This window comes from Xanthomonas graminis pv. graminis, from assembly GCF_030168915.1.
Classification (GTDB): domain Bacteria; phylum Pseudomonadota; class Gammaproteobacteria; order Xanthomonadales; family Xanthomonadaceae; genus Xanthomonas_A; species Xanthomonas_A translucens.
This window is the reverse complement of the sequence record NZ_CP076255.1, coordinates 4,201,488-4,225,851: the sequence shown is the minus strand read 5'-3', so window position 1 is coordinate 4,225,851 and position 24,364 is coordinate 4,201,488. Positions and strand designations below refer to the sequence as shown.

The following is a 24,364-nucleotide window of genomic DNA, read 5'->3' as shown; positions in this document are numbered from 1 at the left end:
CAGCTTATGTTCGGAAGCAACAAGAACGGCCGCAGCAGCGGCCAGACCGTGGTGGATACCCTGATCGGCGCGCAGGTGGTGATCCGGGGCGACCTGGTGTTCAGCGGCGGCCTGTACGTGGAAGGGCGCATCCTCGGCAAGGTGCTGGCCGAGGACGGCGCGCCGGCGCAGCGCGCGCTGAGCTCGGCCGACGCTTGATTCGGCCGCCGGCCGCCCCCATCCTGCTGCCATGAGCACTCTCGTCTCCCTGCCCAGCGCCGCGCCCGCACCCGACTACCAGTCGCTGGAGCGGCCGCTGAACTTCACCCAGGCCGCCGCGGCCAAGGTGCGCGAGCTGATCCGCGAGGAAGGCAACGATGCGCTGGCGTTGCGCGTGTACATCCAGGGCGGCGGCTGTTCCGGGTTCCAGTACGGCTTCGAGTTCGACGAGAACCGCGCCGAGGACGATCTGTCGGTACGCACCGACGACGTCACCCTGCTGGTCGATCCATTGAGCCTGCAGTACCTGATGGGCGCGGAAGTGGATTACAGCGAAGGCCTGCACGGCGCGCAGTTCGTGATCCGCAATCCCAACGCCAAGACCACCTGCGGCTGCGGCAGCAGCTTCAGCGTGTAGACACGCTGCGGCTTGCCGGATGCGCGGTTTGCCTGCACCCTGCGCCGCATGCCCGAACTGACGCCTGCTTGCTTCGCCTTCGCCGACGCGGTCATCGACCGCGCCGATGCGCTGCGCAACGATCCCGAGGCCTTGCGCCGCGCCTGGCCCGAAGCGCAACTGCTGCTGCTCGATGCCGACGGCAATGCCTACGCCGATGCGCATGGCCAGCCGCTGGCGCTGACCGGCGCGGCGCTGGGCGATGTGGTCGAACAGGCGATCTTCCTCGGCCTGCGCGACGGCGCCGCCTGGTTCGCGCTGGCCGCCGCCGCGCTCGAGGCCGCCGCGATCGAGGTGAACGTCGACCCGCCGCAACTCGACCCGCCGCAACGCATCGACTTGCGCCGCGCCGCGGCCGAGTGGCCGGCGTTCGCCGCGGGCCTGTTCGCCTATGCCCGCGGCATGCTGCATTGGCAATCGCGCAGCCGCTTCTGCGGCGTCTGCGGCGGCGCCATCGGGTTCCGCCGCGGCGGCTTCCTCGGCGTGTGCACGCACTGCGCCAGCGAACACTATCCGCGCGTGGATCCGGCGGTGATCGTCGCGGTCAGCGACGGCCGGCGGCTGCTGCTGGGACGCCAGGCGAGCTGGCCGGCGCGGCGCTATTCGGTGATCGCCGGCTTCGTCGAGCCGGGCGAGTCGCTGGAGCAGACCGTGGCGCGCGAAGTGGCCGAGGAGACCCAGGTGCGGGTCCGGCCCGGCAGCTGCCGCTATTACGGCGCGCAGCCGTGGCCGTTCCCCGGGGCGCTGATGCTCGGCTTCAGCGCGCTGGCCGAACCCGATGCGCCGCAGGTGGATGGCGAGCTGGAGGACGCGCGCTGGTTCGAGCGCGACGAGATCGGCGGCGCCCTGCAACGCGCGGCGGCGCAGGGCGACAGCGCCGACGACGGACACGGCCTGCGCCTGCCGCCGCGCATCTCCATCGCGCGCGCGCTGGTCGAGGACTGGTACCGCCGCGGCGGCGACCACGCCGCCTAGGCCACACTGCCGCCCCGGCTCCGCGCCGCGGCACCCGCTTCAGAACGGTCCCGGAGGACCTGCATGTTCACTACCCTCGTCGCTGTGATCGTCGCCCTGGTGCTGGGCCATGTCGCGCCCGGCATGGTGGCCTCGCTGCGCCGCTTCGACGCCTATGGCGACTGGCTGTCGTGGCTGGATGCGCATGCTGGCGCAGGTAGCGGCTGGCGCGGCCGCTACGGCATCGCGCTGGCGCTGCTGCCGGCCTTGCTGCTGGTCGGCCTGCTGCAGTGGCTGCTCGCCGCGCCGCACCTGGGCCTGCTGGCATTGCTGTTCGGGGTGCTGGTGCTGGCCTTCAGCTGGGGGCCGCGCGACCTGGATACCGATGTGGAAGCGGTGATCGAGGCCGACGATGTCGCCGCGCGGCGTGTCGCGGTCGCGCACCTGCACGCCGACGGCGGGCCGCTGCGCGAGGACCCGGCCGGGCTGGTGGAGGCGGTGGCGGTCAGCGCGTTGCGGCGCTGGTTCGCGGTGCTGTTCTGGTTCCTGTTGCTGGGGCCGTTCGGCGCGCTCGGCTATCGCCTGCTGGCGCTGGCCGCGGTCGGCCCGTACGCGCCGCGGTTGCCGTTGCCCACCGCGCTGGGCGCTCGCACCGCGCTGGCGGCGATGGAATGGCCGGTGGCGCAGCTGATGACCTTCTCGCTGGCGCTGGTCGGCAATTTCGAGACTGTATTCGGCGTCTGGCGCGCTGCCGGCGGCAATCGCTGGCAGCTGGACAGCGGCTTCCTCGGCGCGGTGGCCTGCGCCAGCGTGCGCGGCGAACTGGACGCAGAGGCGCACGACTACAGCGATGCCGGCATGGTGGTGCCGGTGCTGCGGCGGCTGTCCGAATTGCGCGATGCGATGAGCCAGATCTGGCGGGTGCTGCTGCTGTGGCTGGTGGTGCTGGCGTTGCTGGTGATCGCCGGCTGGGTCAGCTGAGGCGCCCTAACCCGGCACGAGCAGGGTGAACGGGAACCACGGCAGGTTGCGCGCGATCCAGTAGCCGGGCAGCGCCAGCAGCCAGAAATTCGGCCGCGACAGCAGCGCGACCACCGGCGCGAACCACGCCGCGCGCCAGCCCGCCTTCCATGCGATCAAGCCCGGCAGCACGGCCAGGCCCAGCATCGCGCCGGGATTCATCGCGAAGGCGCCGAGCGGATCCAGGTGCACCAGGGCGTGCAGGGCGCGGGTCATGCCGCAGCCGGGACAGTAGTAGCCGGTGAGCGCATGGAACAGGCACGGCGCGAACGGATTGTCCGCGGCGTTGGGATCGAACCGGTACAGCAGCGCGCCGCCGGCCGCCGCGAGGGCGGTGGCGGCGCCGAGGCACGCCCGTTGTTGCCAGGCGCGCATGCCGATCAGCTCATGTGCTGCATCTGCTGCATGTATTCCATGTAGCGCTGCATGCCACCGGTGGCGAGCATGCCGATATTGATCAGCAGGCCGATGATGGCCAGTGCGGTGGTCACCCAGCACCAGGTTTTGGCGTTGTTGGAGGCGCGTCGGGCGCCGTCCAGGTCGCCCTGGTTGAGCAGCCCGTTGACCTTGCTGGAGAACACGATCGCGACGATGCCGGTGATGATCGACGGGCAGCACAGGCAGAAACCGAGCACTGTGGCGACGATCGCCCAGGCCAGATGGTTGGGGACCGCGCCGGGCGTGGGGGCGGGCGGCGGCGTGACGGGGCTGACGGTGCTCATGCGGACGTCCTTGAAGTTGAGTTCATGTGCAGTTTAGACGAGTAGCTGCGCGGAGCCTAGGGAGCCTAGAACGACTGCCAGGGTGCCGGCGGATTGGGTGTCGTGCCATGCGCAAACATCGCAGCGTGGGTGGCATCCCACGCGCCGCTGCCGCACCTGCGCTGGGTCGTTGGCAGCGGCACAGCTACCGCCGAATCGGGGGCAAGGGCCGCATCGCGATCGCTTCGCTGGCGTACCATCCGCTTCGTGTACGCTGGCCGGCGACGCTGGCGCCGGCGCCATCATGCCGCCATGAAAATGTCTTCCTCCCATGCCGCGGGCGATGCGGCGGCGGTCCTTTGCCGGACAGACCGGTCTGCGTCCGGCGCAGCGACCGAGTCCCGGCACGAGGTGGCCGACGTGGCGGCGCCGCCGCACCCGCATGCGCCGCCTGATGGCGCCCTGCGCGAGTTGGGACGGCAGGGCCGGCTCGGCTCGGGCCGCGTGTCGCGGCCGCCGCGTTACACCGCGCAAGCGGGGCTGCAGCGGGCCTTGTTCGGCGCGTTCTGGACCAGCGGCCAGGAGCGCATGCTCAGCGCCGAGGAGCGGACCCTGCTGCATCAGCTGAGGCCGTCCTCGCCGGCCGCCGCGCAGGACTGCATCCTGTTCAGCGATCCGAACAAGGACCCGGACGACGTGGTGTCGTTCGTGATGGCCAAGCAACTGGAGATGCTGGGCCTGGCCCGCGTCGGCCATGTCGTTACCACTCTGGGGCCGCATGCGGTGCGCGCCGAGCGGGCGATGCTGGCCAAGGGCGTGTTCGGCGCGCTGGGCATGCCGGGGGTCGGGGTCGCCATCGGGCGCGATTACGAGATCGGCGCGCGCCAGGCCGATCACGGCAGTTTCCTGGCGCGCGGCCAGCCGCTGTGCGCCGCGCATGCCGCTGTCGGCCAGGACAGTCTTGCCGGCATGCGCCAAAGCCTGCGCGATGCGTCCGGCAAGGTCACCCTGATCGCGATCGCCGGCATGAGCGACGCCAATGCGTTGCTGGTGGCGGAACCGGATCTGGTCAGGCAGAAAGTCGGGCGGGTCGTGGTGATGGGCGGCATCGCGCGCGACAAGGACGATCAGGGCCTGGTATGCCCGGACGATCGCGCCTACAACAACCATACCGATCTGGCGGCCGCGCGCAGCTTCTATCGCCTCGCCCAGCACCATGGGATTCCGTTGCGCGTGGTGTGCAAGGAAGCCGCCTACAAGGCGGCGGTGTCGCCGCGCTTCTACGATGCGCTGGCCGCATCGGGGCATCCGGTCGGCGGATACTTGCGCGACATCCAGAAGGAATCGCTGAAGACCCTGTGGGACCGGATCGGCAAGCGCGAAATCGGCAAACTGGATGAGCGCTGGTTCTACAGCACGTTCATCGCGCGCGGCGGCGACGCCACCGGCTTCGAGCAATGGCACGCGCAACGGCCACCGTTCGAGCAGATATGGGGCCAGGTGGAACGCTTGAATCTGTACGATCCGCTGACCTTGCTGGCCGCGCTGGACGCGCCGTCGCAGATGCTGTTCAAACCGCTGGGCGCGCACGCTCCGGGCAAGCCGCCGGTCGAGGTGATCGGCGCCGAAGAAGTGACCAGCCCGGACGCCGCAAGAACCCTGATGGCGGCCCTGTCGAAGCTGGCGCTGGCGACCGAGATCGGCTACGGCGCGCGGTAAGCGCGGCCTTGGATTGGCCTGGTGTTCGCACGCCTTGGAGACGGCACTTGCCGGCTCACGCGGCATCCCCGCGCAACTGCCGCACCTGCGCTTCCAGCCGTTCGGCACTGGCCTCGGCGGCGGCCACTGGCGCGCCGGCGATCACCTCCACGTGCGCGCGGAAGCGCCGCGGCACGCGCATGCGCCGCAGCCGCGAGTCGCGCTTGCTCCACATGCTGGTCCACATGTTGCGCAGCGCCATCGGCAACACCGGCACCGCGCGGCGCGCGACGATCTTCTCCACGCCCGACTTGAACTTGGCTATGGCGCCGTCCTTGGTCAATGCGCCCTCGGGGAAGATGCACACCAGCTCGCCCTCGGCCAGCGCCGCGTCGATCTCGTCGAACGCGCGCTGCATCAGCGCCGGGTCCTCGCGCGCGCCGGCGATCGGGATCGCCTTGGCGGTGCGGAAGATCCAGCGCATCACCGGGATGTTGAAGATGCGGTAATACATGACGAAACGCACCGGGCGCGGGATCGACGCGGCCAGCACCAGTGCGTCCATGTAGCTGACGTGGTTGCACACGATCAGCGCCGCGCCCTCCTCGGGCACATGCCGCTCGATGCCGTGCACGCGCAGCCGGTACAGCGCGCGCACCATCACCCAGCTGAGGAAACGCATCAGGAATTCGGGGACGATGCTGAAGATCCAGATCGCCACCACCGCGTTGGCGATGGCCAGCGCCAGGAACACCTGCGGGATGCTCAGCCCGGGCATCGGCACGTGCATGCCGAACAAGGTCAGCTGCTGCATCTGCAGCGCGATGCCGACCATCGCGGCGATGACGATGAACATCGAGTTCTGGATGTTGAGCCCGGCGATGACCCGCGACAGTTCCGCCTTGGGCGTGCGGCTCTGGATCAGCGCGAACAGCGGCACCACGAACAGGCCGGTGCACAGGCCGATGCCGACCAGGTCGAGCATGATCCGCCAGCTGCCGGCCTGATGCACGAACTGGCCGATGCCCAGCCCGGACTGCAGCGCGTCGCCGGGGCGGGCGAAATACAGGTCGAGCATGAACGCGCTGATGCCGAACGCGCCCAGCGGCACCAGGCCGATCTCCACGGTGCGCCCGGACAGCTTTTCGCACAGCAGCGAGCCGGTGCCGGTGCCGATCGAGAACAGCGCCAGGGCGAAGATGTACAGGTCCTGCGCGCCGCCGAGATTGAGTTCGGCGTAGGTCGGCAACTGCGCGGTCAGCACCGTGCCGACGAACCAGAACCAGGACACGCCGAGCACCGCGTTGCGCACCGCCAGCTGGCGCCGGGTCAGGCGCATGATCGCCAGCGACTCGGGCAGCGGGTTCCAGTTGATCTTCAGTTCCGGCGCGCCGGCATCGACCTTGGGAATGAGCCGCGCGACCAGGTTGCCGGTGACCGCCAGCGCGATCACCGCGGTGGCCGCGGCGACCGGGCCGTGGCTGCCGGCGATCTGGAAGATCAGCCCGCCCAGGATCATGCCGCACAGGATCGAGATCGAGGTGCCCATCTCGACCAGGCCGTTGCCGCCGGTCAGTTCTTCCGGCTTCAGCACCGAGGGCAGGATCGAATATTTCACCGGGCCGAACAGGGTGGACTGCAGGCCGGTGCAGAACAGCGCGACCAGCAGCACCGCCATGTTCTCGGTCAGGAAGCCGACCGCGGCCAGCGACATGATCGCGATCTCCATCGTGGTGGTGATCACCACCAACCGCGATTTCTCCAGCTTCTCGGCGATCTGCCCGGCCAGCGCGGAGAACAGGAAGTACGGCAGGATGAACAGCGCCGGCGCCAGGTTGGTGTAGAGCGTGCGCTGCTCGGGGGTGACGCCCAGATAGAACAGCAGGCCGATGATCGCCTGCCGGTAGACGTTGTCGTTGAACGCGCCCAGCCCCTGGACCACGAAGAACGGCAGGAAGCGGCGCTGTTTCAGCAGGGCGAACTGGCTATGGCCGGACATGCAGGCTCCTTTGCGAACGCGCGCAGCCTAGCAGGTTCGTTGCGCGGCGGATGCGGCGTCGCGGAGCGGGGTGCCGCGGTACGGGCTGTGCCGATGGTGGGGTCTGCGGGGGGGGGGGGGCGCGTGCTGCTGTTTTTGCAGGCGTGCGAGGGTGGCGTGCTTCGTTCGTCGCGGCTGAAGCCGCTCCTACAGGGCCTGATTAGCGCTGTGTCTCAGCTGTCGTACGCAGTTGCTGCTCTGTGAGCCTTCCCGCGCCGGCCAGGGCACTGGCCAGGCGCGGCACCATGGCGGCCAGGTTGAAGCGGCGATTGAAGCGGTAGGCATGCGCATGCAGGTAGCGCGCGCCGTATTTGGGGAAGTCCACCGCATGGTGGGTGCCGCTAAGCGCCGTTTTGAGATTGCCCAGGATCGTATTGACCCAACGCAGACGAGGCTGCTGGACGCCTTTGCGGCCGCTTCCGGTCACGATGGCATCGTGGGTCAGGCCTGCCCAGCCCACACCGGTGAACGCTGTCAGCCCATCACTGACGACATGGGTGCCCGGTGCCAGTGCCTGCTGAGCCCACGTGTGCACGACGCTTCTTCGGAAGCTGGAGACCACATCCAGGCGGAGATAGCGCGGGCGCCCTTGATGCAGGGAAACCGCTGCAATAAACGGCACTTTATTGCGCCACTGCGGTTGGCCTGGACCACCGGCGCGTTCGCCGCCCAGATAGGCATCATCGATCTGGACCTCTCCGTCGAGCCGGCGTGACTGCTCACGATCGGCCATCGCCGACATCACTTTGTGCTTGATCCGCCATGCAGTGCGATAGCACACGCCCAGTTGCCGAGCCAGTTCCAGCGCAGCAATTCCGTTCTTGGCTTGGCTCACCAGATAGATGGCCAGCCACCACACCCGCAAGGGAAGCTTGGTGTCTGCCATGGGCGTGCCGGCGGTCAAGCTGGTCTGTACCCGGCAGCGCGCGCACTGCCACAGGTGCTGGCGTCCCCGCTCAAAGCCACTGGCATGCGTGTGTCCGCACTGCGGACACACGAAGCCATTGGGCCACCTGGCCTGAACCAAGGCCTCGACACATTGCGCCTCGGAGCCGTAGCGGCTCAGAAAAGCCGGAATCGAAAGCCCCTTTTGGAACTGGATCCGATTGAGCGTCATCGCCGTATCTCACTGAAGAACCTGCATTTCTAAACCAAGGCAGCATCACCAGCTGAGACACAGCGCTAATCAGGCGGGTTTCGATCGAGGATTTCGGCACGGCGACACGATAACGCAACGCTGGCGCGCCGTATCGCAGCCGCTGTCGGATCGGCGTGCCGCGCTGCGAGCGCGGTGCCGTGCCGCTCAGCGTTGCAGTTGCCGCAGGCGCGCGTCGCGCAGCGCCGGGAAGCGTTTGAACCAGGTCTGGTTGAGCGGCGGGGGGTGGGGGGGGGCGACAGCGGATATCGCTTGAAGCAATGCGCCGCGCCGGTCTCGGTGTGCAGGCCGACCGCGATGTGCGCGCGGAAGCGCGACGCGCTGGCCCAGAACGCGTCCTTCGCGGACAGCGCCGTGTCGATGCCGTCGGTGTGCGCGGCCAGTGCGCGGAATTGCTTGCGGAGGTCGGGATCCGGCGGCATGGAATGGCCTCGAACACCGATGGTGTCGCCTGTAGGAGCGGCTTCAGCCGCGACAGGATTCATCGGTAAGGCCGGTCGCGGCTGAAGCCGCTCCTGCACGGCCTGCGGATCGCCTGCTGGGTGCACTGTAGGAGCGGCTTCAGCCGCGACAACGTCCGAAGCCGAAAAGCCCGCCGCTGTGTACGTCGCGACTGAAGGGCTCCCACAAGGATTCCACCGGCGCCGTGGAGCGGCGAGCCCTCTTGTGGGAGGGACTTCAGTCCCGACGGCATGCCGCTGCGGAAAATGCACCACTCCGCTCGTCGCGGCTGAAGCCGCTCCTACACAGGGGGGGCGTGCGGCCTATTCGCCGCGTTCGCGTGCGATCGCGCGCCAGCCGATGTCGCTGCGATGGAATTCGCTGGGCCACCGGATCTGCGCCACGCCGGCATACGCGTTGCGCTGCGCGTCCGACACGCTGTCGCCCAGCGCGGCCACGCACAGCACGCGGCCGCCGGCGCTGAGCACGCGGCCCTGGCCGTCCAGCGCGGTGCCGGCATGGAACACCTTGGCGCTGGCCGGCACCTGGTCCAGGCCGGAAATCGCTTCGCCGGTGACCGGCGTTTCCGGATACGGCGCCGCCGCCAGCACCACGCCCAGCGACGGGCGCGGATCCCACTGCGCTTCGGTCGCATGCAACTGCCCGTCGATCGCCGCCTCGATCAGGTCCAGCAGATCCGACTGCAGGCGCAGCATCACCGGCTGCGTTTCCGGGTCGCCGAAGCGCACGTTGAACTCGATCACCTTCGGCGCACCGCTGGCGTCGATCATCAGCCCTGCGTAAAGGAAACCGGTGAACGGCACGCCGTCGGCAATCATGCCTTGCACGGTCGGCTCCACCACCTCGCGCATCACCCGCGCGTGCACCTGCGGGGTGACCACCGGTGCCGGCGAATACGCGCCCATGCCGCCGGTGTTGGGGCCGCTGTCGCCGTCGCCGACGCGCTTGTGGTCCTGGCTGGTGGCCATCGGCAGTGCGGTTGCGCCATCGACCATGGAGATGAAGCTGGCTTCCTCGCCGTCGAGGAACTCCTCGATCACCACGCGCGCGCCGGCGTCGCCGAAGGCATTGCCGGACAGCATGTCGCGCACCGCGGCCTCGGCCTCGTCCAGGGTCATCGCCACGATCACGCCCTTGCCCGCGGCCAGGCCGTCGGCCTTGACCACGATCGGCGCGCCCTTGTCGCGCACATAGGCCAGCGCCGCGTCCACCTCGGTATGCACTTCGTAGAACGCGGTCGGGATGCCATGGCGGGCGAGGAACGCCTTGGCGAAGGCCTTGCTGCCTTCCAGCTGCGCGGCCTTGGCGCTTGGGCCGAAGATGCGCAGGCCGGCGGCGCGGAAACGGTCCACCACGCCCAGCACCAGCGGCACTTCCGGGCCGACCACGGTCAGCGCGACGCCTTCGGCCTGGGCCAGTGTGAGCAGGCCGTCGAGGTCGTCCACCTTGACCGCCACGTTGCGGCACTTGGCTTCAGTGGCGGTGCCGGCATTGCCGGGGGCGACCAGCACTTCGCTGACGCGCGGGGATTGGGCCAGTTTCCAGGACAGGGCGTGTTCGCGGCCGCCGGAGCCGATGACGAGGAGTTTCATTAGGGCGAATTGTCCATGCCAATAAGGATGAGGAATGCCAATCAGAGCACCCACTTGGGAAAGCCGAGCCAGAGTTCTAGCCCGCGTATATTCTCTGTGGTTTCGGTGAGATTGCCGCGATGGTCGGTGCAACCGAGCCTGCGATTTCCTGTCATGGCCAGTTCCTGTAGAGGTCTGACCAGACAAGCTAAACATCTTCTGCGAGCGATCAACGGGTACGCTTTGTAAAAATTCCGCCTACAGCGGCCATTCCTGGATCAAAGCGGCTCAATGCCTGAAATGCCGCACGCCAGTGAACACCATCGCGATGCCGTGTTCGTCTGCGGCGCCGATCACCTCGCCGTCGCGCATCGAGCCGCCGGGCTGGATCACCGCCTTGATGCCGGCCGCCGCCGCGGCGTCGATGCCGTCGCGGAACGGGAAGAACGCATCGGAGGCCATCACCGAACCTTGCACCACCAGTTCCGCGTCGGCCGCCTTGATCCCGGCGATGCGCGCCGAATACACCCGGCTCATCTGCCCGGCGCCGACGCCGATGGTGCGCTTGTCCTTGGCGTAGACGATGGCGTTGGACTTGACGTACTTGGCCACCTTCCACGCGAACAGCAGGTCGGCGAACTGCGCTTCGGTCGGCGCCAGGCGGGTGACCACCTTGAGTTCGTCGCGGCTCACCACGCGGTCGTCGGCGGTCTGCATCAACAGGCCCGAGCCGATGCGCTTGGTATCGACGAAACCGCTGGAGGCCGGCGCCAGCGCGATGCGCAGCACGCGCACGTTGGCCTTCTTCTTCGCGTATTCCAGCGCACCCTCGTCGTAGTCCGGGGCGATCAGCACCTCGACGAACTGGCGGTCCAGGATGACCTTGGCGGTGGCCGCGTCCAGCGGGCGGTTGAAGGCGAGGATGCCGCCGAAGGCGCTGGTCGGGTCGGTCGCGTAGGCCAGTTCGTAGGCATCGCCGCAGGCCGCGCCCACCGCCACGCCGCACGGATTGGCATGCTTGACGATGACGCAGGCCGGCGCGTCGAACTGGCGCACGCATTCCCAGGCCGCGTCGCTGTCGGCGATGTTGTTGTAGCTCAGTTCCTTGCCCTGCAACTGCTGGAACGTGGCCAGCGAGCCCGGCGCCGGATGCAGGTCGCGGTAGAACGCGGCGTGCTGATGCGGATTCTCGCCGTAGCGCAGGTCCATCACCTTGACGAAGGTGCCATTGGCCTGCGCCGGGAACGCGGCACGCACCGGCACCTCGCTCGCAGGGTCGTTCACCGTGGACAGATAATTACTGATCGCCGCGTCGTACTGCGCCACGCGGTTGAACGCGGCCACCGACAGCGCGAAGCGCTTGGCCGCCGACAGCTGGCCGTCGTGCGCCTCCAGGTCGGCGAGCAGGTCGGCGTATTGCGCCGGATCGGTGGCCACCGCCACGCGCGCGAAGTTCTTCGCCGCCGAGCGCAGCATCGCCGGGCCGCCGATGTCGATGTTCTCCACCGCCTCGGCGAGCGTGCAGTCGGCCTTGGCGGTGACCGCCTCGAACGGATACAGGTTCAGCACCAGCAGGTCGATCGGGGCGATGCCGTGTTCGGCCATCACCGCGTCGTCGCTGCCGGCGCGGCCGAGCAGGCCGCCGTGCACCAGCGGGTGCAGGGTCTTGACCCGGCCGTCCATCATTTCCGGGAAGCCGGTCAGCTCGGACACGTCCTTGACCGCCAGCCCGGCCTCGCGGATCGCCTTGGCGGTGCCGCCGGTGGACAGCAGTTCCACGTTGCGCGCGGCCAGCGCGCGGGCCAGGTCGATCAGGCCGGTCTTGTCGGAAACGGACAGCAATGCCCGGCGCACGGGCAGAAAATCGGAGGACATGGGGGCAGGGCACACATCGGAGCGGGGAGCCGATATTGTAGGCTGCGCCGCCCCGGCATGGACCCTCAGGACCCCGCAATGGTGTCGATCTACGCATTGAAAGGACGCTTCCAGGATCTGCTGCGGCCCGGGGTGCGCGGCCTGTACCGGCTCGGCGCGACCGCCAACCAGGTCACCGTGGGCGCGGCGGCGGTGTCGCTGCTGGTCGCCGCCTGGGTGTTCTGGCGCGGCCCGGCGCAGCCGCTGTGGTATGCGCTGCTGCCGGCGTGGATGCTGCTGCGCATGGGTTTGAACGCGGTCGATGGGATGCTGGCGCGCGAGTTCGGGCAGCAGTCCCGGCTCGGCGCCTACCTCAACGAATTGAGCGATGTGATCGCCGATGCGGCGCTGTACCTGAGCCTGGCCAGCGTGCCCGGCGCCAGCGCCGGCTGGCTGTGGGCGCTGGCGCTGGCGGCGGCATTGACCGAGTATGCCGGGGTATTGGGGCTGATGGTCGGCGCCGGACGGCGCTACGACGGCCCGATGGGCAAGAGCGATCGCGCCTTCGCCATGGGCCTGCTGGGGCTGCTGCTGGCCGGCGGCTGGGTCGGGGCGAAGACGGTGGACGGGTTCGCGGTCGTGCTGGCGCTGCTGTGCGCGGCGACGGTGCTGCGGCGCGTTGCAGCCGGCCTGCGCGAGGGGGCGCCGCGCTGAGCCGCGCGGCGCAGGCCGCGGCCACGACACGGAAGCGGTAGCGGTAGCGGTACTCACGGCAACAGCAAGTACGACGACAGGGAATCGGCAACGGATGCGGCAGGTCAGCGAACGCGATTTTTTCAGTTTCGACGGAACACGGTTGTTCTACCGGCACTGTCCGGCCACGGCGCCAGCGGCGGCGGCGCTGCTGCACCGCGGCCACGAACATTCGGGGCGGGTGCTGCACCTGGCCGACGAACCGGGCCTGGACGATTGCGCGATGTTCGCCTGGGATGCGCGCGGCAACGGCCGCTCGCCCGGCATATGCGGCGCTGCGCTCGGCTTCCCGGCGCTGGTGCGCGACCTGGACCGCTTCATCGCGCATATCGGCGACACCTACGGCATCGCGGTGCAGGACATCGTGGTGATCGCGCAGAGCGTGGGCGCGGTGATCGCCAGCACCTGGGTGCACGACTACGCGCCGCCGCTGCGCGCGCTGGTGCTGGCCTCGCCGGCATTCAAGGTCAAGCTGTACGTGCCGTTCGCGCGGCCCGCGCTGGCCTTGCTGCACAAGCTGCGCGGCAATTTCTTCGTCAACAGCTACGTCAAGCCGCAGTGGCTGACCCACGACCCGGCGCGCGTGGCCAGCGACCGCGCTGGCGGCGCCAATCGCGGCGCAGTGCATATGAAGGAGCGTCAGCAATGACCACAGCGACCGGTTCGAGCCTGCTGCGCTACGCCGACGATCCGCAACGGGCACTGTGGGAGCGGCTGCAGGCCTATCGCTTCGGCGAGGACGACGCTGCGTTGCCGGCATTCGTGCGCCGCGTGGCGAAAGAGGCCGACATGCCACTGGCGTTGGCGGCGCAAGCGGTCGAAGAATACCGGCGCTTCTGCTTCCTGGCCTGCACCGCGCAGGAGCAGGCCACGCCCAGCCCGTTGCTGGACCAGGTCTGGCATACCCATCTCACCGATACCCGCGAGTACTGGCAGCGCTTCTGTCCGCAGGTGCTGCGGATCACGCTGCACCATCAGCCCGGACGCGGCGATGCCGCCGACGCGGTGCGCCATCGCGAACAGTACCGCACGACCCTGGAGCGCTATTGGCGCCATTTCGGCGAACCGCCCGCAAGCTGCTGGCCGCCAGCGATGGCGGCCCATGCGCAGGTCTACACCGTAGGCCCGCGCGAGCGCTGCTGGCGCATGCCGCGCGAAGGCGGCAAGGCGGTGTGGATCTGGGCGCTGATCACGCTGTTGCTCGGCATGTGCCTGGTGCCGTTCAACGATGCGGCTTCGCCGCTGCATTGGCGCGGCGGTTCCTTTCTGCTGCTGTTCTTCGCATCGATCGGCCTGGCCTGCGCAGCGGCGGCACGCGTGCGCCGCATGGTGCGCGGCATCGGCCAGCGTCGTGCGGTCATGCAGGTCGATAGCGCCGAGCTGGCCTATCTGGCCGGCGGCAGCGAGCGCGTGGCGGATATGCAACTGGGATTGTTGCTGGCATGCGGCGCGGTGCGTTTGCATGCGCCGCGAAGGACGCGGCGCCGCGCTAGCGCCGACCTGCAGGACACCGGCGTCGAAGCGCCGGCGTCGCTGCAGCGCGCCCTGCTGCTGGTCCGCACCAACCCGCAGCTGACGCGGGCGCTGCAGGCGTTGCGCGACGATGCCAGGCCATTGCGCGATGCGCTGATCGGCAAGCGCCTGTGGCTCGGGCGCGGCCAGGCGTGGTGCGCGCGCCTGGCCGGCGCTGCGCCGTTGCTGACGCTGTGGCTCGTCGGTCTGCGCAAGATCCAGATCGGCCTGCAGCTGCAGCGCCCGGTCGGCTTCCTGGTGGCGGCGATGGTGGTGGTGACGATCGTCGCGCTCGGTTTTCTGCTGACGCCGCCGCGGCGCAATCTCGCCGGCGAGCGGCTGCTCGCCGAGCGCGATGCGGCATTGCTGACCGACGCCGGGCCGCGGCATACGGCACAGGCGCTGGATCTGGCGCAGCCGCTGGCCTTGGCCGGAACCGGCATGCTGCTGGGCACGCCGTGGGCGGACTACCATTCGTTGCGTGCACCGATCGCCAGCGGCAGCGGTGGCAGCGGCTGTTCCAGTTCCGGCGGCGGCGGCGGCGGTGGTGGTGGCTGCAGCAGCGGCTGCGGCGGCTGCGGCGGCTGCGGAGGAGGCAGCTGATGGCACGATCGACCCTGGCACAACGCCGCGCGCAACTGCGCGCGCGCCTGGCGACGGCGCTGCGCGCCCGCGGCGCCACCCCGAACGGCCTGTCCTGGACCGCCACCGGCTTCGCTGCGCTGGCGGCGCTGATGTTCTATTGCGCCTGGCGCGAGCCGCCGCGCGATGCGGCCGGCTTGCTGCTGCTGGCCGCGCTCGGCCTGCAGGGTCGGTTGCTGTGCAACCGCCTGGACGGGCTGGTGGCGCGGCAGGCGCAGATGGTCGGCCGCGCCGGCGAGGTCTACAACGAGGCGCCGGACCGGCTGTCCGACGTCGTCGTGTGCCTGGGCGTGGGCTACGGCCTGCAGCACGTGCTGAGCTGGGGCGCCGAGCTGGGCTGGGCCGCGGCCTTGCTGTGCGTGGGCACCGCCTACGTGCGCATGCTCGGCCTGGCCTGCGGGGTCAGCGAGCCGGTGCAGGGTCCGATGGCGCGCGTACAGCGCATGCGCTGGCTGTCGCTGGCCGCGTTGCTGGCGGCCGTCGCCCTGCTGCTGCACTCCACGGCCGTGGCCGCAACGATCCTGGTCGCGAGCCTGGCGCTGCTGATCGGCGGCGCGGCCTTGACCATCGTGATACGTCTGCGCGCCATCGTGCGCGAACTGGAGTGGACATGATCGCGCGTCTGATCGCCCGCGGCTGCAGTGCCGCGATCCGCCTCCTGACCGGCGCGCGTGCGTTCTGGCGCGGCTGCATTCCCTCCAGCGAGCGCCGCGTGTACTACGGCAACCACGCCAGCCACGGCGATTTCGTGCTGATCTGGTCGTCGCTGCCGGCAGCGCTGCGGCGCGAGGTGCGGCCGGTGGCCGCGGCCGAGTACTGGCAGCGCGACGCGCTGCGCCGCTACCTGATCCGCTCGGTGTTCAACGGCGTGCTGATCGAGCGCGAGGCCGCGCAGCGCCGCCGCGATCCGGTCGAGTGCCTGTGCGAGGCGGTCGATGGCGGCGGCTCGCTGATCCTGTTCCCGGAAGGCACGCGCAACACCGAGGACGGCGTGCTGCCGTTCAAGAGCGGCATCTACCACCTGGCGCGGCATCGGCCGGAGCTGGAGTTCGTGCCGGTGTGGATCGACAACCTGAAGCGGGTGATGCCCAAGGGCAAGTGGCTGCCGCTGCCGCTGCTGTGCACCACCACCTTCGGCGAGCCGCTGCGGCTGGGCGCCGGCGAGGACAAGCAGGCGTTCCTGGAACGCACGCGTGCGGCGTTGCTGGCGCTGTCGCCGGAACAGATGGAGGCCGCGCGATGAGCCCGATCGCCTTCAGCGACCACCTGCAGCAATCCTCGCTGCGGCAGCAGACCCTGTGGCTGTTCCTGGGCATCGCCGCGGTGCTGCTGCTGGCCACGCTGATGTCCGAAACGCTGCGCTGGCGCGCGCGCGGGCGTCCTAGCGCGGTGCTCGACAACCTGGTGGCGCGGATCCGCGCGTGGTGGGTGATGGCCGCGGTGGTGGCGCTGGCGTTCGTGTTCGGGCGCGTCGGGGTGATCGTGCTGTTCGCGCTGGTGTCGCTGTTCGCGCTGCGCGAGTTCATCACCCTGGCGCCGACCCGGCGCGGCGACTACTACGCGTTGCTGGTGGCGTTCTACGTCGTGCTGCCGTGGCAGTACTGGCTGGTGTGGAGCGGCTGGTACGGGCTGTACACCTTGCTGATCCCGGTCTACGCGTTCCTGGTGCTGCCGATCCTGGCCACCATCGGCGGCGACACCACGCGCTACCTGGAGCGCACCGCCAAAGTGCAGTGGGGGCTGATGATCTGCGTGTTCTGCATCTCGCACGTGCCGGCGCTGCTGAACCTGGAGATTCCCGGCTACGCAGGCCGCAACCTGCTGCTGTTCGCGTTCCTGGTGATCGTGGTGCAGTCCTCGGACGTGCTGCAGTACGTGTGGGGCAAGCTGATCGGCAAGCACCTGATCGCGCCGAAGCTGTCGCCGTCCAAGACCGTGGAAGGCTTCGTCGGCGGCATCCTGTCGGCGAGCCTGCTCGGCGCGGCCTTGTGGTGGATTACCCCGTTCTCGCCGCTGCAGGCGTTCGCGCTGGCGCTGGTGGCCAACCTGATGGGCTTCTTCGGCGGCCTGGTGATGTCGGCGATCAAGCGCGACCGCGGCATCAAGGACTGGGGCCACATGATCGAAGGCCACGGCGGCGTGCTCGACCGGCTGGACTCGGTGTGCTTCGCCGCGCCGGTGTTTTTTCACTTGATTCGGTATGGGTGGGTGTGAGGGGGGGGGGGCGGGACTCGGGACCGGGGACTCGGGACTCGGGGATGTGCGCGAGTGCCCTGCATTGCTGCTTTTCTGTAGGAGCGGCTTCAGCCGCGACGCGTTACCGGTAGTGCCTGTCGCGGCTGAAGCCGCTCCTACAGAAAAGCGGCCGGGCTGGAATAAAAAAGCCGCCTTTTCTGCAGAAAAAGCGGCTTTTTTTATCAGATCGCTTGACAGTGATTCATGCGCGGACATCATCCTGCAGTCCCGAGTCCCGAGTCCCGAGTCCCGAGTCCCGAGTCCCGAGTCCCGAGTCCCGAGTCCCGAGTCCCGAGTCCCGGCCTCACGCCAACCCGTATTCCTTCAGCTTCTTGCGCAACGTGGCGCGATGGATGCCCAGCATCGCCGCGGCGCGGCTCTGGTTGCCTTCGCAGTGGTTGAGCACTTCCACGAACAATGGGATCTCCATCTCACGCAGCACGATCTCGTACACGTCGTCGGCATCGCAGCCATCGAGATCGCGCAGGTAGCGGCGCACGGACTGGGCCACGTGTTCGCGCAGCGGCGGCTTCGGCGCGCCGCGACTGGAGTCAGGACGAGTGGTGGCGGCGTTCAAGTTCGGCGGGTCCCCGGATGACGGCGGCGCCGGAGGGCTGGAGGGCCGGCGCGGGGGGACGAGTCTAGCGCGTGGTCTGCCTCGCTGCCATGGCGGATCGTGGTGCCACAGTGTTTCAGTGGAAGTCGAAACTGAATGCCGCAGTTTCCGCCGCCGGTTCGCGCACCTGGAACGTCACCTGCGCGCTCTGCCCCGGCGCCAGCGTCGCCGCTTCGGGGCGGGTGCGGCCCAGGTAGTCCTGCGGGCGCAGCACGCGGCTGCCGATGGTGCGGCCGTCGGCATCGGCCAGCGACAGCTGCAGCAGCGGCCAGGCCTGCGCCCAGCGCGCGTCGTTGCGGAACGTGGCCTGGATCTGCAGCGTGCCGGCACGGCCGGGCAGCGGCCGCACTTCGCGGCTGAGCATGGTGAATGCGCCCGGCTCGCGCCACGGCGGCAGGCGGCAGCGCAGCACCTGGCACACGCCGGCCACCCATGGCCGCCAGCGCGCGTCGGCGCCCAGCCGTTGCCGGTCGGCGATCAGGATCTGCAAGGCCAGCAGCAGGCCCAGCCCGGCCAGTGCGATCCACTGCCACGGCGCGGCGCGCAGCACCGGCCGCCGCAGCGCGCGGCGCTGCATGAAGCTGGGCGCGTCGGCGGGTGCGGATGCGGCGCTGGCTTGCGGCGTCGGTCCTGGCTGCAGCGCTGCTTCCGATGCCAGTTCCGATTCGGATTCCGCTTCGGATGCGCCAGCGCGGGACGCCATCGACGCGTCGGCCTCGGAAGCAAGGGGGGGCGAGTGAGCCGTGGCGGCGAGCGGAGCGTCGGTGGCCGGGCTGGGCGTGGCCGGCGCCGCTTGCGCTGGCGTGGGCACGGCATCGGCGTGCGGCGCAGCGCCGGCGCCACGCGCCTGGGCCGGGCTGGCCGCCGCGCCCGGCTCGGCATCCGCCGGCGCGGCGGCATCGGCCTGTTCCGGCGCGGGCCGCTCGGGCTGGCGCAGCAGGGTCGCGAGGCTGGGGCGGGGCAGGTTGGGATCGGGCATGCGCGGAGGCGACGGCGGCAACGAGAACGCTATTCAAGCACGCGCGGCAGCGGGCTGCAGCGCGGTCGTGGCCTGGTGTAGGAGCGGCTTCAGCCGCGACAGATCCTTGCCGAAGGTGCCTGTCGCGGCTGAAGCCGCTCCTACAGGGACGTCGTGCGCGGCGCCATGGCGCCGCTCAGCGCCGGCTCTTGCCGGTGCCGATCAGGTCCAGCAGGCCGGCGCGCTGGCGCGGGCTCAGGGTTTCGAAGCCGTCGAGCAGGCGCGCCTGCTGGTCGGACAAGTGCCGGTAGTGCAGGGGGTCCTCGGCCACCGACAGCGGCTCGCCGAACACCCGTTCGCCGCGGCCGGTGGCCAGGTATTCGAAGGTCAGCCCGCTGCGGCGGGCCAGGGCGCTCAGGTGCTCCACCGCCGGCGCGGTGCCGTCGGCCATTTCCCACTGCGCCACGGCGCTGCGGGTCACCGCCAGGTCCAGCGCGAGCGCTTCCTGGGTCAGACCGGTCAGCTTGCGCGCTTCGCGCACCCGTTCGTACAGCTTGCTGCTCACACTCACCTCCGCGGGGGAGGCGAGATATAGCCGTGCCGGCTGGGAAAGTTGGTTCGTACGGCTTTCAATGACCTTTTTGTTGTTGATACTGTCGTCGGCGATGGCTGTGCGCAGTGAAGACGCCGGGCTGCCCGCGCGGTCCCTGCCCGCGCCATCGACCGACCCGCTGCCATGGACCAGGACGCGCCGATGCACAGACAGGATGCCCCACCGCAGGACACTGATCGCCCCCGTTTCGCGCCCGCACTGCCGCCCGCGTCGCGCCGTCCGCGGCCGCCGCCGGGGATCGGCGCGCACCGCTACCGGATCTGGGTCGACGCCGGCGGCGCCCGCTGCGCCGTCAGGCAGGGCTGGTCGTGGCGGGTGTTCGCGCTGCCGTATCCACCCGCGCCGCTGCCGAGCGCGCTATGGCTGCTGCTGCATGCCGCGGCCTGGGTGGTGGTGGTGCAGACGCTGGGCGTGGCTGCGGCGTTCGGATTGGGGCTGGAACTGGCCTGGCGGCTGCCGCGTGCGCGGCGCGGCCATCGCTGGCACGAGCGCCGCTTGCGCGCGCAGGGCTGGCGGCCGAGCACGCGGGTGCTGGCGATCCATGCCGAGGCGGCGCTGCTGACCGCGGCGATCCGCAGCCTGGCCGCCGGGCGGCGTTGAGCGCCGGCCGCGCCGGCGCGCTGGCGTCCGGCGCGGGCCGGCCTCAGCCGCGGCGCACGCCGTCGATGCGCATCCAGTCGCCGTCCTGCTCGGTGCGCAATTGTTCGAACCAGGGGGCGTAGCGCTGCAGCAGTTCCGGTTCCTGGCCGTGCAGGATGCCGGACAGGGCGATGCGCCCGCCCGGCGCGACGCGTTCGGCCAGGGTCGGCGCCAGCGCGTCCAGCGCCGAGGCCAGAATGTTGGCGACCACCACCGGATAAGTGGCCACCGGCGCGTCGGCCGGCAAGTACACCGCCAGGCGCGCGCCGACCGCATTGCGCTCGGCGTTGTCGTGCGTGGCCAGCAGCGCCTGCGGATCGTTGTCCACGCCCACCGCCGCCGCCGCGCCCAGCTTCAGCGCGGCCAGGGCCAGGATCCCGGAGCCGCAGCCGAAGTCGAGCACCCGCGCCTGCGCCAGGGCGCCATTGGCGGCCAGGGCGTCGAGCCAGCGCAGGCACAGCGCGGTGGTCGGGTGGGTGCCGGAACCGAACGCCAGGCCCGGGTCCAGTCGCACCACGGCGGCATCGGCGCCGCGCGCTTCTTCCGGCAACGCGTGGTTCCACGGCACGATGAAGGTGCGCGCGCCGAAGCGCATCGGCTGGAACTGGTCCAGCCAGGCGCGTTCCCAGTCCTGGTCGGCGACCTTGCGGAACGTGGCCTGGGCCCAGTCCAGGCCCGGGTCGAACGCCTCCAGCGCGGCCAGCAGTAGCAAGGCGTCCTGTTCGGCGGGGAACAGCGCGCTGAGCACCAGCGTACCCCACAGCGGGGTCTCGCCGACCCCCGGTTCCAGGATCGCGCGCTCGTTGCTGGTGTCGGCTTCGGCGTCGAGCAGGGTGACCGCCAGCGCGCCGACATCCTCCAGCGCGTTCTCGTAGCGGGGCTGGGTGGCATCGGTGCAGCGCACAGTCAGTTCGAGGAACGGCATCGGTCGGGCACAAGGAGGAATGACCGCGCATCTTAGACGACCGCCACGGGGGTCCGGTCCGGCGCTGGCTGCGCGCCCGCCGTGACCGCGTCCGCCACTGCCTGGCGTGGCCCGCCAGCGGCTGCGCTAGACTGCGGCATTGCGGCGTCCGCCGGTTGCAGCGGGCCCGGCCGCCCTCGTCGCCCGTTGCCCAGATCGCCTACGCGCATGCCCTTCGCCGTGTCCCGCAAAACCTGGCTGTTGCTGGCGCCCGCGGCGCTGCTGCTGGGCGTGGTCGGCTATCGCGCGGTGCTGCTTGCGGCCGCGCCGGCGCGGCCGGTGGCCGCCGCCGCGGCCACCCCGGTTGCGATGGACGTGCCGGACCAGGACCAGCATCGGCGCAGCTCGGTGCAGGCAGTACCGGCGGCGTCGCCCGACCGCCGCGCCGCGCTGGAGCGCAGTCCCGACCTGTACCGCACCGCGCAGCAGCTGTCCGCCGCCGCCGCGCAGGGCGATGCCGACGCGTCCTGGCTGCTCAGCCGCATCTACGACTACTGCGCCGGCTATGCGATGGACCCGGCCGGCTATGCCGCCGACATCCGCGCGATCGATGCGGCGCAGTTGCCCACGTCGGCACGGATGGCGGTTGCGCGCGCGCGGGTCGGCCGCCGCTGCGCCGGCTTCGTGCCCGGCGACGGCCTGACCCGCCAGGCCATCGTCGCCCAGCGCGTGCGGGCCGCGCGCGGCGGCAACCTGGCCGCGGAGGCGGCGTTGCTGACGCTGGGGCAACCGCTGCAGTCCTCGGCCGGCTACAAGCGCCACCTGGTCGAACGGGTCCGCGCCTCCGGCGATCCGGATGCGTACCTGGCGCTGGCGCCGGCAATGGGCCTGGCCGCCAGCGGCGACGACAGCCTGGACGAGCGCATCGCCGGCACCGCCTTCACCGAACTGGCCTGGCAGCTGGCGGCCTGCCGGCTGGGGCTGGATTGCGGCCCGGACAGCGAGCTGATGACCCGCTATTGCGCCAACGGCGGGATCTGCTCGCCGGATCCGACCCAGGATTTCAGCAGTTTTGTTTACGACGCCGCAGTTCCGCGGCAAGGCACGGACACGATGAACGAGATGGTCAACAAGTTGGTGGAGACGACGGCGACAGGAGCGGGCTCATGAATTACCGGCGATGGTTGCACGGCGCCAAGTTCTGGTTCTGGGTGCTGGCCCTGGTCGCCTATTCGGCGGCGGCGGCCGGCTTGCTGCTGATCGATACGGCCGAACAGCGCTACCGCGGCCTGTCCAAGGTCGAGCTGACCACCGCACACGCCGCCCCGGACCTGCGCCGCGCCGGCGCCGCGCAGGTGGCGGCGATCTACCGCGCGCGCAGCGGCATGCCGTTCTCCACCCTGAGCCCGGGCAGCACCTTCCAGATCGTGTGGCCGGACGGCTCCACCGAGACGGTGATGATCGTCAGCCCGACCTCGACCCTGGGCGCCGAACCGGTGCCGGGGACGCAGGCGAAGTAGCCGGGAATGGGGAGTGGGGAATCGCAACGGCGGATTTCCATTTCCGATTTGCCGTGTGCGATTCGGTGGGGTCAGCGCCTCACGGCCAGGCGCTGCACCTGCAGGAGTAGCTTCAGCCCCGAACGGGAAGCCGAGCCTGCCCCGCGGTCGCGGCCCCTCTCATAGCGCAATCGTTCCGAATCCGGCTGTTCCGAATTCCGAACCTCGGCTCTCGGGCGAGATGAGCCGCCAGGCGGTCGGTCGCGGCTGAAGCCGCTCCTACAAGGGCGAGCCGGCCGGGTGAAGCGTCGCAATGGCGGGCGACCGGGCCATCAATCCGGACAGCTGCCGCACTTCCCATTGAGATCGCAGCCTCTCATCGGCAGCAATCGATCAGGAACCGGCTCTGCCGATTCCCGATTCCCACTCCCGGCCTCACACCAACGCAATCGACTTGTTCTTGCGCTCGGCCAGGCGCTTTTCCAGGTAGTGGATGTTCTGCCCGCCGGCCTGGAAGCCCTTGTCGCGCATGATCCGCTGCTGCAGCGGGATGTTGGTCTTGATCCCGTCCACCACCATCTCGCTCAGCGCCACGCGCATGCGCGCGATCGCGGTGTCGCGGTCGGGGCCGTGCACGATCAGCTTGCCGATCATCGAGTCGTAGTTCGGCGGCACCTTGTAGCCGCTGTAGATGTGCGTGTCCACGCGCACGCCGGGGCCGCCGGGCGGGTGGAAGGCGGTGATCAGACCCGGGTTGGGCATGAAGGTTTCCGGATCCTCGGCGTTGATCCGGCATTCGATGGCGTGGCCGCGCAGCACGATGTCGCTCTGCTTGATGCTCAGCTTGTGGCCGGCGGCGATGCGCAGCTGTTCGCAGACCAGGTCGATGCCGGTGATGCGCTCGGTGACCGGGTGCTCGACCTGGATGCGCGTGTTCATTTCGATGAAGTAGAAACGACCGTCCTCGAACAGGAATTCGAAGGTGCCGGCGCCGCGGTAGCCGATGCGCACGCAGGCATCCACGCAGACCTTGCCGATCTCGCTGCGTAGCTGCTCGGTGATGCCGGGCGCGGGCGCTTCTTCGACCACTTTCTGGTGGCGGCGCTGCATCGAGCAGTCGCGCTCGCCCAGGTGGATGGCGTTGCCCTGGCCGTCGGCCAGCACCTGGATCTCCACATGGCGCGGATTCTCCAGGAACTTCTCCATGTACACCTGGTCGTTGCTGAAAGCGGCCTTGGCTTCGGACTTGGTGGTCTCGATCGCCGCCTTCAGCGCCGCCTCCGAATGCACCACGCGCATGCCGCGGCCGCCGCCGCCGCCGGCGGCCTTGATGATCACCGGGTAGCCGATCTCGCGCGCGACCTTGGTGTTGGCGACGATGTCCTCGCCCAGCGGGCCGCCCGAGCCGGGCACGCACGGCACGCCGGCGGCCTTCATCGCGCGGATCGCCTCGACCTTGTCGCCCATCAGGCGGATGGTGTCGGCCTTGGGGCCGATGAAGATGAAACCGGACTGCTCCACGCGCTCGGCGAAGTCGGCGTTCTCCGACAGGAAACCGTAGCCGGGATGGATGGCCTGCGCGTCGGTGACCTCGGCCGCGGCGATCAGCGCCGGGATGTTGAGGTAGCTCTCGGCCGACGCCGCCGGGCCGATGCACACCGACTCGTCGGCCATGGCCACGTGCTTGAGGTTGCGATCGACGGTGGAATGCACCGCGACCGTGCGGATGCCGAGCGTATGGCACGCGCGCAGGATGCGCAGCGCGATTTCGCCGCGATTGGCGATGACGACTTTATCTAGCATGGGATGGGGTTCCGAACACGGGGTGTTCGGGACCCGGGACCCGGGACCCGGGACTCGGAAGAGCATCGGGCATGTTGCGCC

The 24,364-nt window shown here is 69.8% G+C and carries 24 protein-coding genes and 2 pseudogenes; 14 read left to right on the top strand and 12 right to left on the bottom strand.

All coding sequences use genetic code 11. The features are described 5' to 3' along the window. Positions 1-6: 6 nt before the first annotated feature. The 4 genes and pseudogenes from KHF85_RS18370 to KHF85_RS18355 form a co-directional block, all read left to right on the top strand. Positions 7-168, top strand: a pseudogene (locus KHF85_RS18370) (bactofilin family protein); the annotation flags it as partial. Between the two features lie 61 nt (positions 169-229). Next, positions 230-616 carry an iron-sulfur cluster insertion protein ErpA gene (gene erpA / locus KHF85_RS18365; RefSeq protein WP_003470970.1) on the top strand — a complete coding sequence of 129 codons (387 nt, stop codon included), beginning with the start codon at positions 230-232 and terminating at the stop codon, positions 614-616. Between the two features lie 48 nt (positions 617-664). Beyond that, the gene (gene nudC, locus KHF85_RS18360) at positions 665-1,630 is read left to right on the top strand and encodes an NAD(+) diphosphatase (protein WP_284567770.1); all 966 of its coding nucleotides are present in this window, start codon (positions 665-667) and stop codon (positions 1,628-1,630) included. Positions 1,631-1,693: 63 nt separating this feature from the next. Beyond that, positions 1,694-2,590 (top strand): hypothetical protein, encoded by an 897-nt coding sequence (locus KHF85_RS18355; RefSeq protein ID WP_284567769.1) that lies wholly within the window; start codon positions 1,694-1,696, stop codon positions 2,588-2,590. Between the two features lie 6 nt (positions 2,591-2,596). On the opposite strand, the gene KHF85_RS18350 is transcribed toward KHF85_RS18355, so the two are convergent. Both KHF85_RS18350 and KHF85_RS18345 read right to left on the bottom strand, forming a co-directional pair. Further along, positions 2,597-3,004: a DUF2752 domain-containing protein gene (locus tag KHF85_RS18350; protein WP_284567768.1), complete on the bottom strand. Its 408-nt coding sequence runs from the start codon at positions 3,002-3,004 to the stop codon at positions 2,597-2,599. A 5-nt stretch (positions 3,005-3,009) separates the two neighbouring features. Beyond that, positions 3,010-3,351 (bottom strand): CD225/dispanin family protein, encoded by a 342-nt coding sequence (locus KHF85_RS18345; RefSeq protein WP_284567767.1) that lies wholly within the window; start codon positions 3,349-3,351, stop codon positions 3,010-3,012. Positions 3,352-3,741: 390 nt separating this feature from the next. On the opposite strand from KHF85_RS18345, the gene xopQ reads away from it, so the two are divergent. Beyond that, the gene (gene xopQ, locus KHF85_RS18340; RefSeq protein WP_284567766.1) at positions 3,742-5,049 is read left to right on the top strand and encodes a type III secretion system effector XopQ; all 1,308 of its coding nucleotides are present in this window, start codon (positions 3,742-3,744) and stop codon (positions 5,047-5,049) included. A 55-nt stretch (positions 5,050-5,104) separates the two neighbouring features. On the opposite strand, the gene KHF85_RS18335 is transcribed toward xopQ, so the two are convergent. The 5 genes from KHF85_RS18335 to purH all read right to left on the bottom strand — a co-directional run bounded on the left by KHF85_RS18335 (position 5,105) and on the right by purH (position 12,130). Further along, positions 5,105-7,027 (bottom strand): MFS transporter, encoded by a 1,923-nt coding sequence (locus KHF85_RS18335; RefSeq protein WP_284567765.1) that lies wholly within the window; start codon positions 7,025-7,027, stop codon positions 5,105-5,107. 199 nt (positions 7,028-7,226) lie between these two features. Beyond that, complete coding sequence (locus tag KHF85_RS18330; RefSeq protein ID WP_284566649.1) at positions 7,227-8,183, bottom strand: IS1595 family transposase; 957 nt, start codon at positions 8,181-8,183, stop codon at positions 7,227-7,229. Between the two features lie 65 nt (positions 8,184-8,248). Further along, the gene (locus tag KHF85_RS18325; RefSeq protein ID WP_284567764.1) at positions 8,249-8,644 is read right to left on the bottom strand and encodes a hypothetical protein; all 396 of its coding nucleotides are present in this window, start codon (positions 8,642-8,644) and stop codon (positions 8,249-8,251) included. Positions 8,645-8,986: 342 nt separating this feature from the next. After that, entirely contained in the window at positions 8,987-10,276 is a 1,290-nt protein-coding gene (purD, locus tag KHF85_RS18320; protein ID WP_284567763.1) for a phosphoribosylamine--glycine ligase, read from the bottom strand. 267 nt (positions 10,277-10,543) lie between these two features. Further along, positions 10,544-12,130: a bifunctional phosphoribosylaminoimidazolecarboxamide formyltransferase/IMP cyclohydrolase gene (gene purH, locus KHF85_RS18315; RefSeq protein ID WP_284567762.1), complete on the bottom strand. Its 1,587-nt coding sequence runs from the start codon at positions 12,128-12,130 to the stop codon at positions 10,544-10,546. A gap of 81 nt (positions 12,131-12,211) precedes the next feature. Here purH and KHF85_RS18310 point away from each other — a divergent pair, with 81 nt between their 5' ends. From KHF85_RS18310 to KHF85_RS18285, 6 genes and pseudogenes are all read left to right on the top strand, one after another. Next, positions 12,212-12,823, top strand: a complete 612-nt coding sequence (locus tag KHF85_RS18310; RefSeq protein WP_284569597.1) for a CDP-alcohol phosphatidyltransferase family protein — start codon at positions 12,212-12,214, stop codon at positions 12,821-12,823. A 94-nt stretch (positions 12,824-12,917) separates the two neighbouring features. Beyond that, positions 12,918-13,460, top strand: a pseudogene (locus tag KHF85_RS18305) (serine aminopeptidase domain-containing protein); the annotation flags it as partial. Positions 13,461-13,507: 47 nt separating this feature from the next. Next, positions 13,508-14,977 (top strand): TIGR04222 domain-containing membrane protein, encoded by a 1,470-nt coding sequence (locus KHF85_RS18300; RefSeq protein WP_284567761.1) that lies wholly within the window; start codon positions 13,508-13,510, stop codon positions 14,975-14,977. Continuing rightward, the gene (locus KHF85_RS18295) at positions 14,977-15,630 is read left to right on the top strand and encodes a CDP-alcohol phosphatidyltransferase family protein (RefSeq protein WP_284567760.1); all 654 of its coding nucleotides are present in this window, start codon (positions 14,977-14,979) and stop codon (positions 15,628-15,630) included. The genes KHF85_RS18300 and KHF85_RS18295 overlap by 1 nt, the downstream gene beginning before the upstream one ends. Further along, positions 15,627-16,259, top strand: coding sequence for a lysophospholipid acyltransferase family protein (locus KHF85_RS18290; protein ID WP_053836081.1), 633 nt, complete (start codon positions 15,627-15,629; stop codon positions 16,257-16,259). The genes KHF85_RS18295 and KHF85_RS18290 overlap by 4 nt, the downstream gene beginning before the upstream one ends. Beyond that, entirely contained in the window at positions 16,256-17,230 is a 975-nt protein-coding gene (locus tag KHF85_RS18285; RefSeq protein ID WP_284567759.1) for a phosphatidate cytidylyltransferase, read from the top strand. Before KHF85_RS18290 ends, KHF85_RS18285 begins: the two co-directional genes overlap by 4 nt. Before the next feature lie 325 nt (positions 17,231-17,555). Here KHF85_RS18285 and fis read toward each other — a convergent pair whose 3' ends face one another. The 3 genes from fis to KHF85_RS18270 all read right to left on the bottom strand — a co-directional run bounded on the left by fis (position 17,556) and on the right by KHF85_RS18270 (position 19,390). After that, complete coding sequence (fis, locus tag KHF85_RS18280) at positions 17,556-17,828, bottom strand: DNA-binding transcriptional regulator Fis (RefSeq protein ID WP_003471008.1); 273 nt, start codon at positions 17,826-17,828, stop codon at positions 17,556-17,558. Positions 17,829-17,943: 115 nt separating this feature from the next. Further along, the gene (locus KHF85_RS18275; RefSeq protein WP_284567758.1) at positions 17,944-18,846 is read right to left on the bottom strand and encodes a DUF3426 domain-containing protein; all 903 of its coding nucleotides are present in this window, start codon (positions 18,844-18,846) and stop codon (positions 17,944-17,946) included. 175 nt (positions 18,847-19,021) lie between these two features. Beyond that, a complete protein-coding gene (locus tag KHF85_RS18270) occupies positions 19,022-19,390 on the bottom strand; it encodes a helix-turn-helix transcriptional regulator (protein ID WP_284567757.1) in 369 nt (122 codons plus the stop codon). 189 nt (positions 19,391-19,579) lie between these two features. Here KHF85_RS18270 and KHF85_RS18265 point away from each other — a divergent pair, with 189 nt between their 5' ends. Beyond that, positions 19,580-20,038, top strand: a complete 459-nt coding sequence (locus KHF85_RS18265; protein ID WP_284567756.1) for a hypothetical protein — start codon at positions 19,580-19,582, stop codon at positions 20,036-20,038. A 43-nt stretch (positions 20,039-20,081) separates the two neighbouring features. Here the strand turns inward: KHF85_RS18265 and prmA are convergent, their stop codons facing one another. Next, a complete protein-coding gene (gene prmA, locus KHF85_RS18260) occupies positions 20,082-21,002 on the bottom strand; it encodes a 50S ribosomal protein L11 methyltransferase (RefSeq protein WP_284567755.1) in 921 nt (306 codons plus the stop codon). Positions 21,003-21,209: 207 nt separating this feature from the next. Here prmA and KHF85_RS18255 point away from each other — a divergent pair, with 207 nt between their 5' ends. Both KHF85_RS18255 and KHF85_RS18250 read left to right on the top strand, forming a co-directional pair. Then, positions 21,210-22,151, top strand: coding sequence for a hypothetical protein (locus KHF85_RS18255; protein WP_284567754.1), 942 nt, complete (start codon positions 21,210-21,212; stop codon positions 22,149-22,151). Further along, positions 22,148-22,501: a hypothetical protein gene (locus tag KHF85_RS18250; RefSeq protein ID WP_003470513.1), complete on the top strand. Its 354-nt coding sequence runs from the start codon at positions 22,148-22,150 to the stop codon at positions 22,499-22,501. The genes KHF85_RS18255 and KHF85_RS18250 overlap by 4 nt, the downstream gene beginning before the upstream one ends. Before the next feature lie 414 nt (positions 22,502-22,915). On the opposite strand, the gene accC is transcribed toward KHF85_RS18250, so the two are convergent. After that, on the bottom strand, positions 22,916-24,283 hold the full coding sequence (gene accC, locus KHF85_RS18245) for an acetyl-CoA carboxylase biotin carboxylase subunit (protein WP_064542717.1): 1,368 nt from the start codon (positions 24,281-24,283) through the stop codon (positions 22,916-22,918). Between the last annotated feature and the right edge of the window lie 81 nt (positions 24,284-24,364).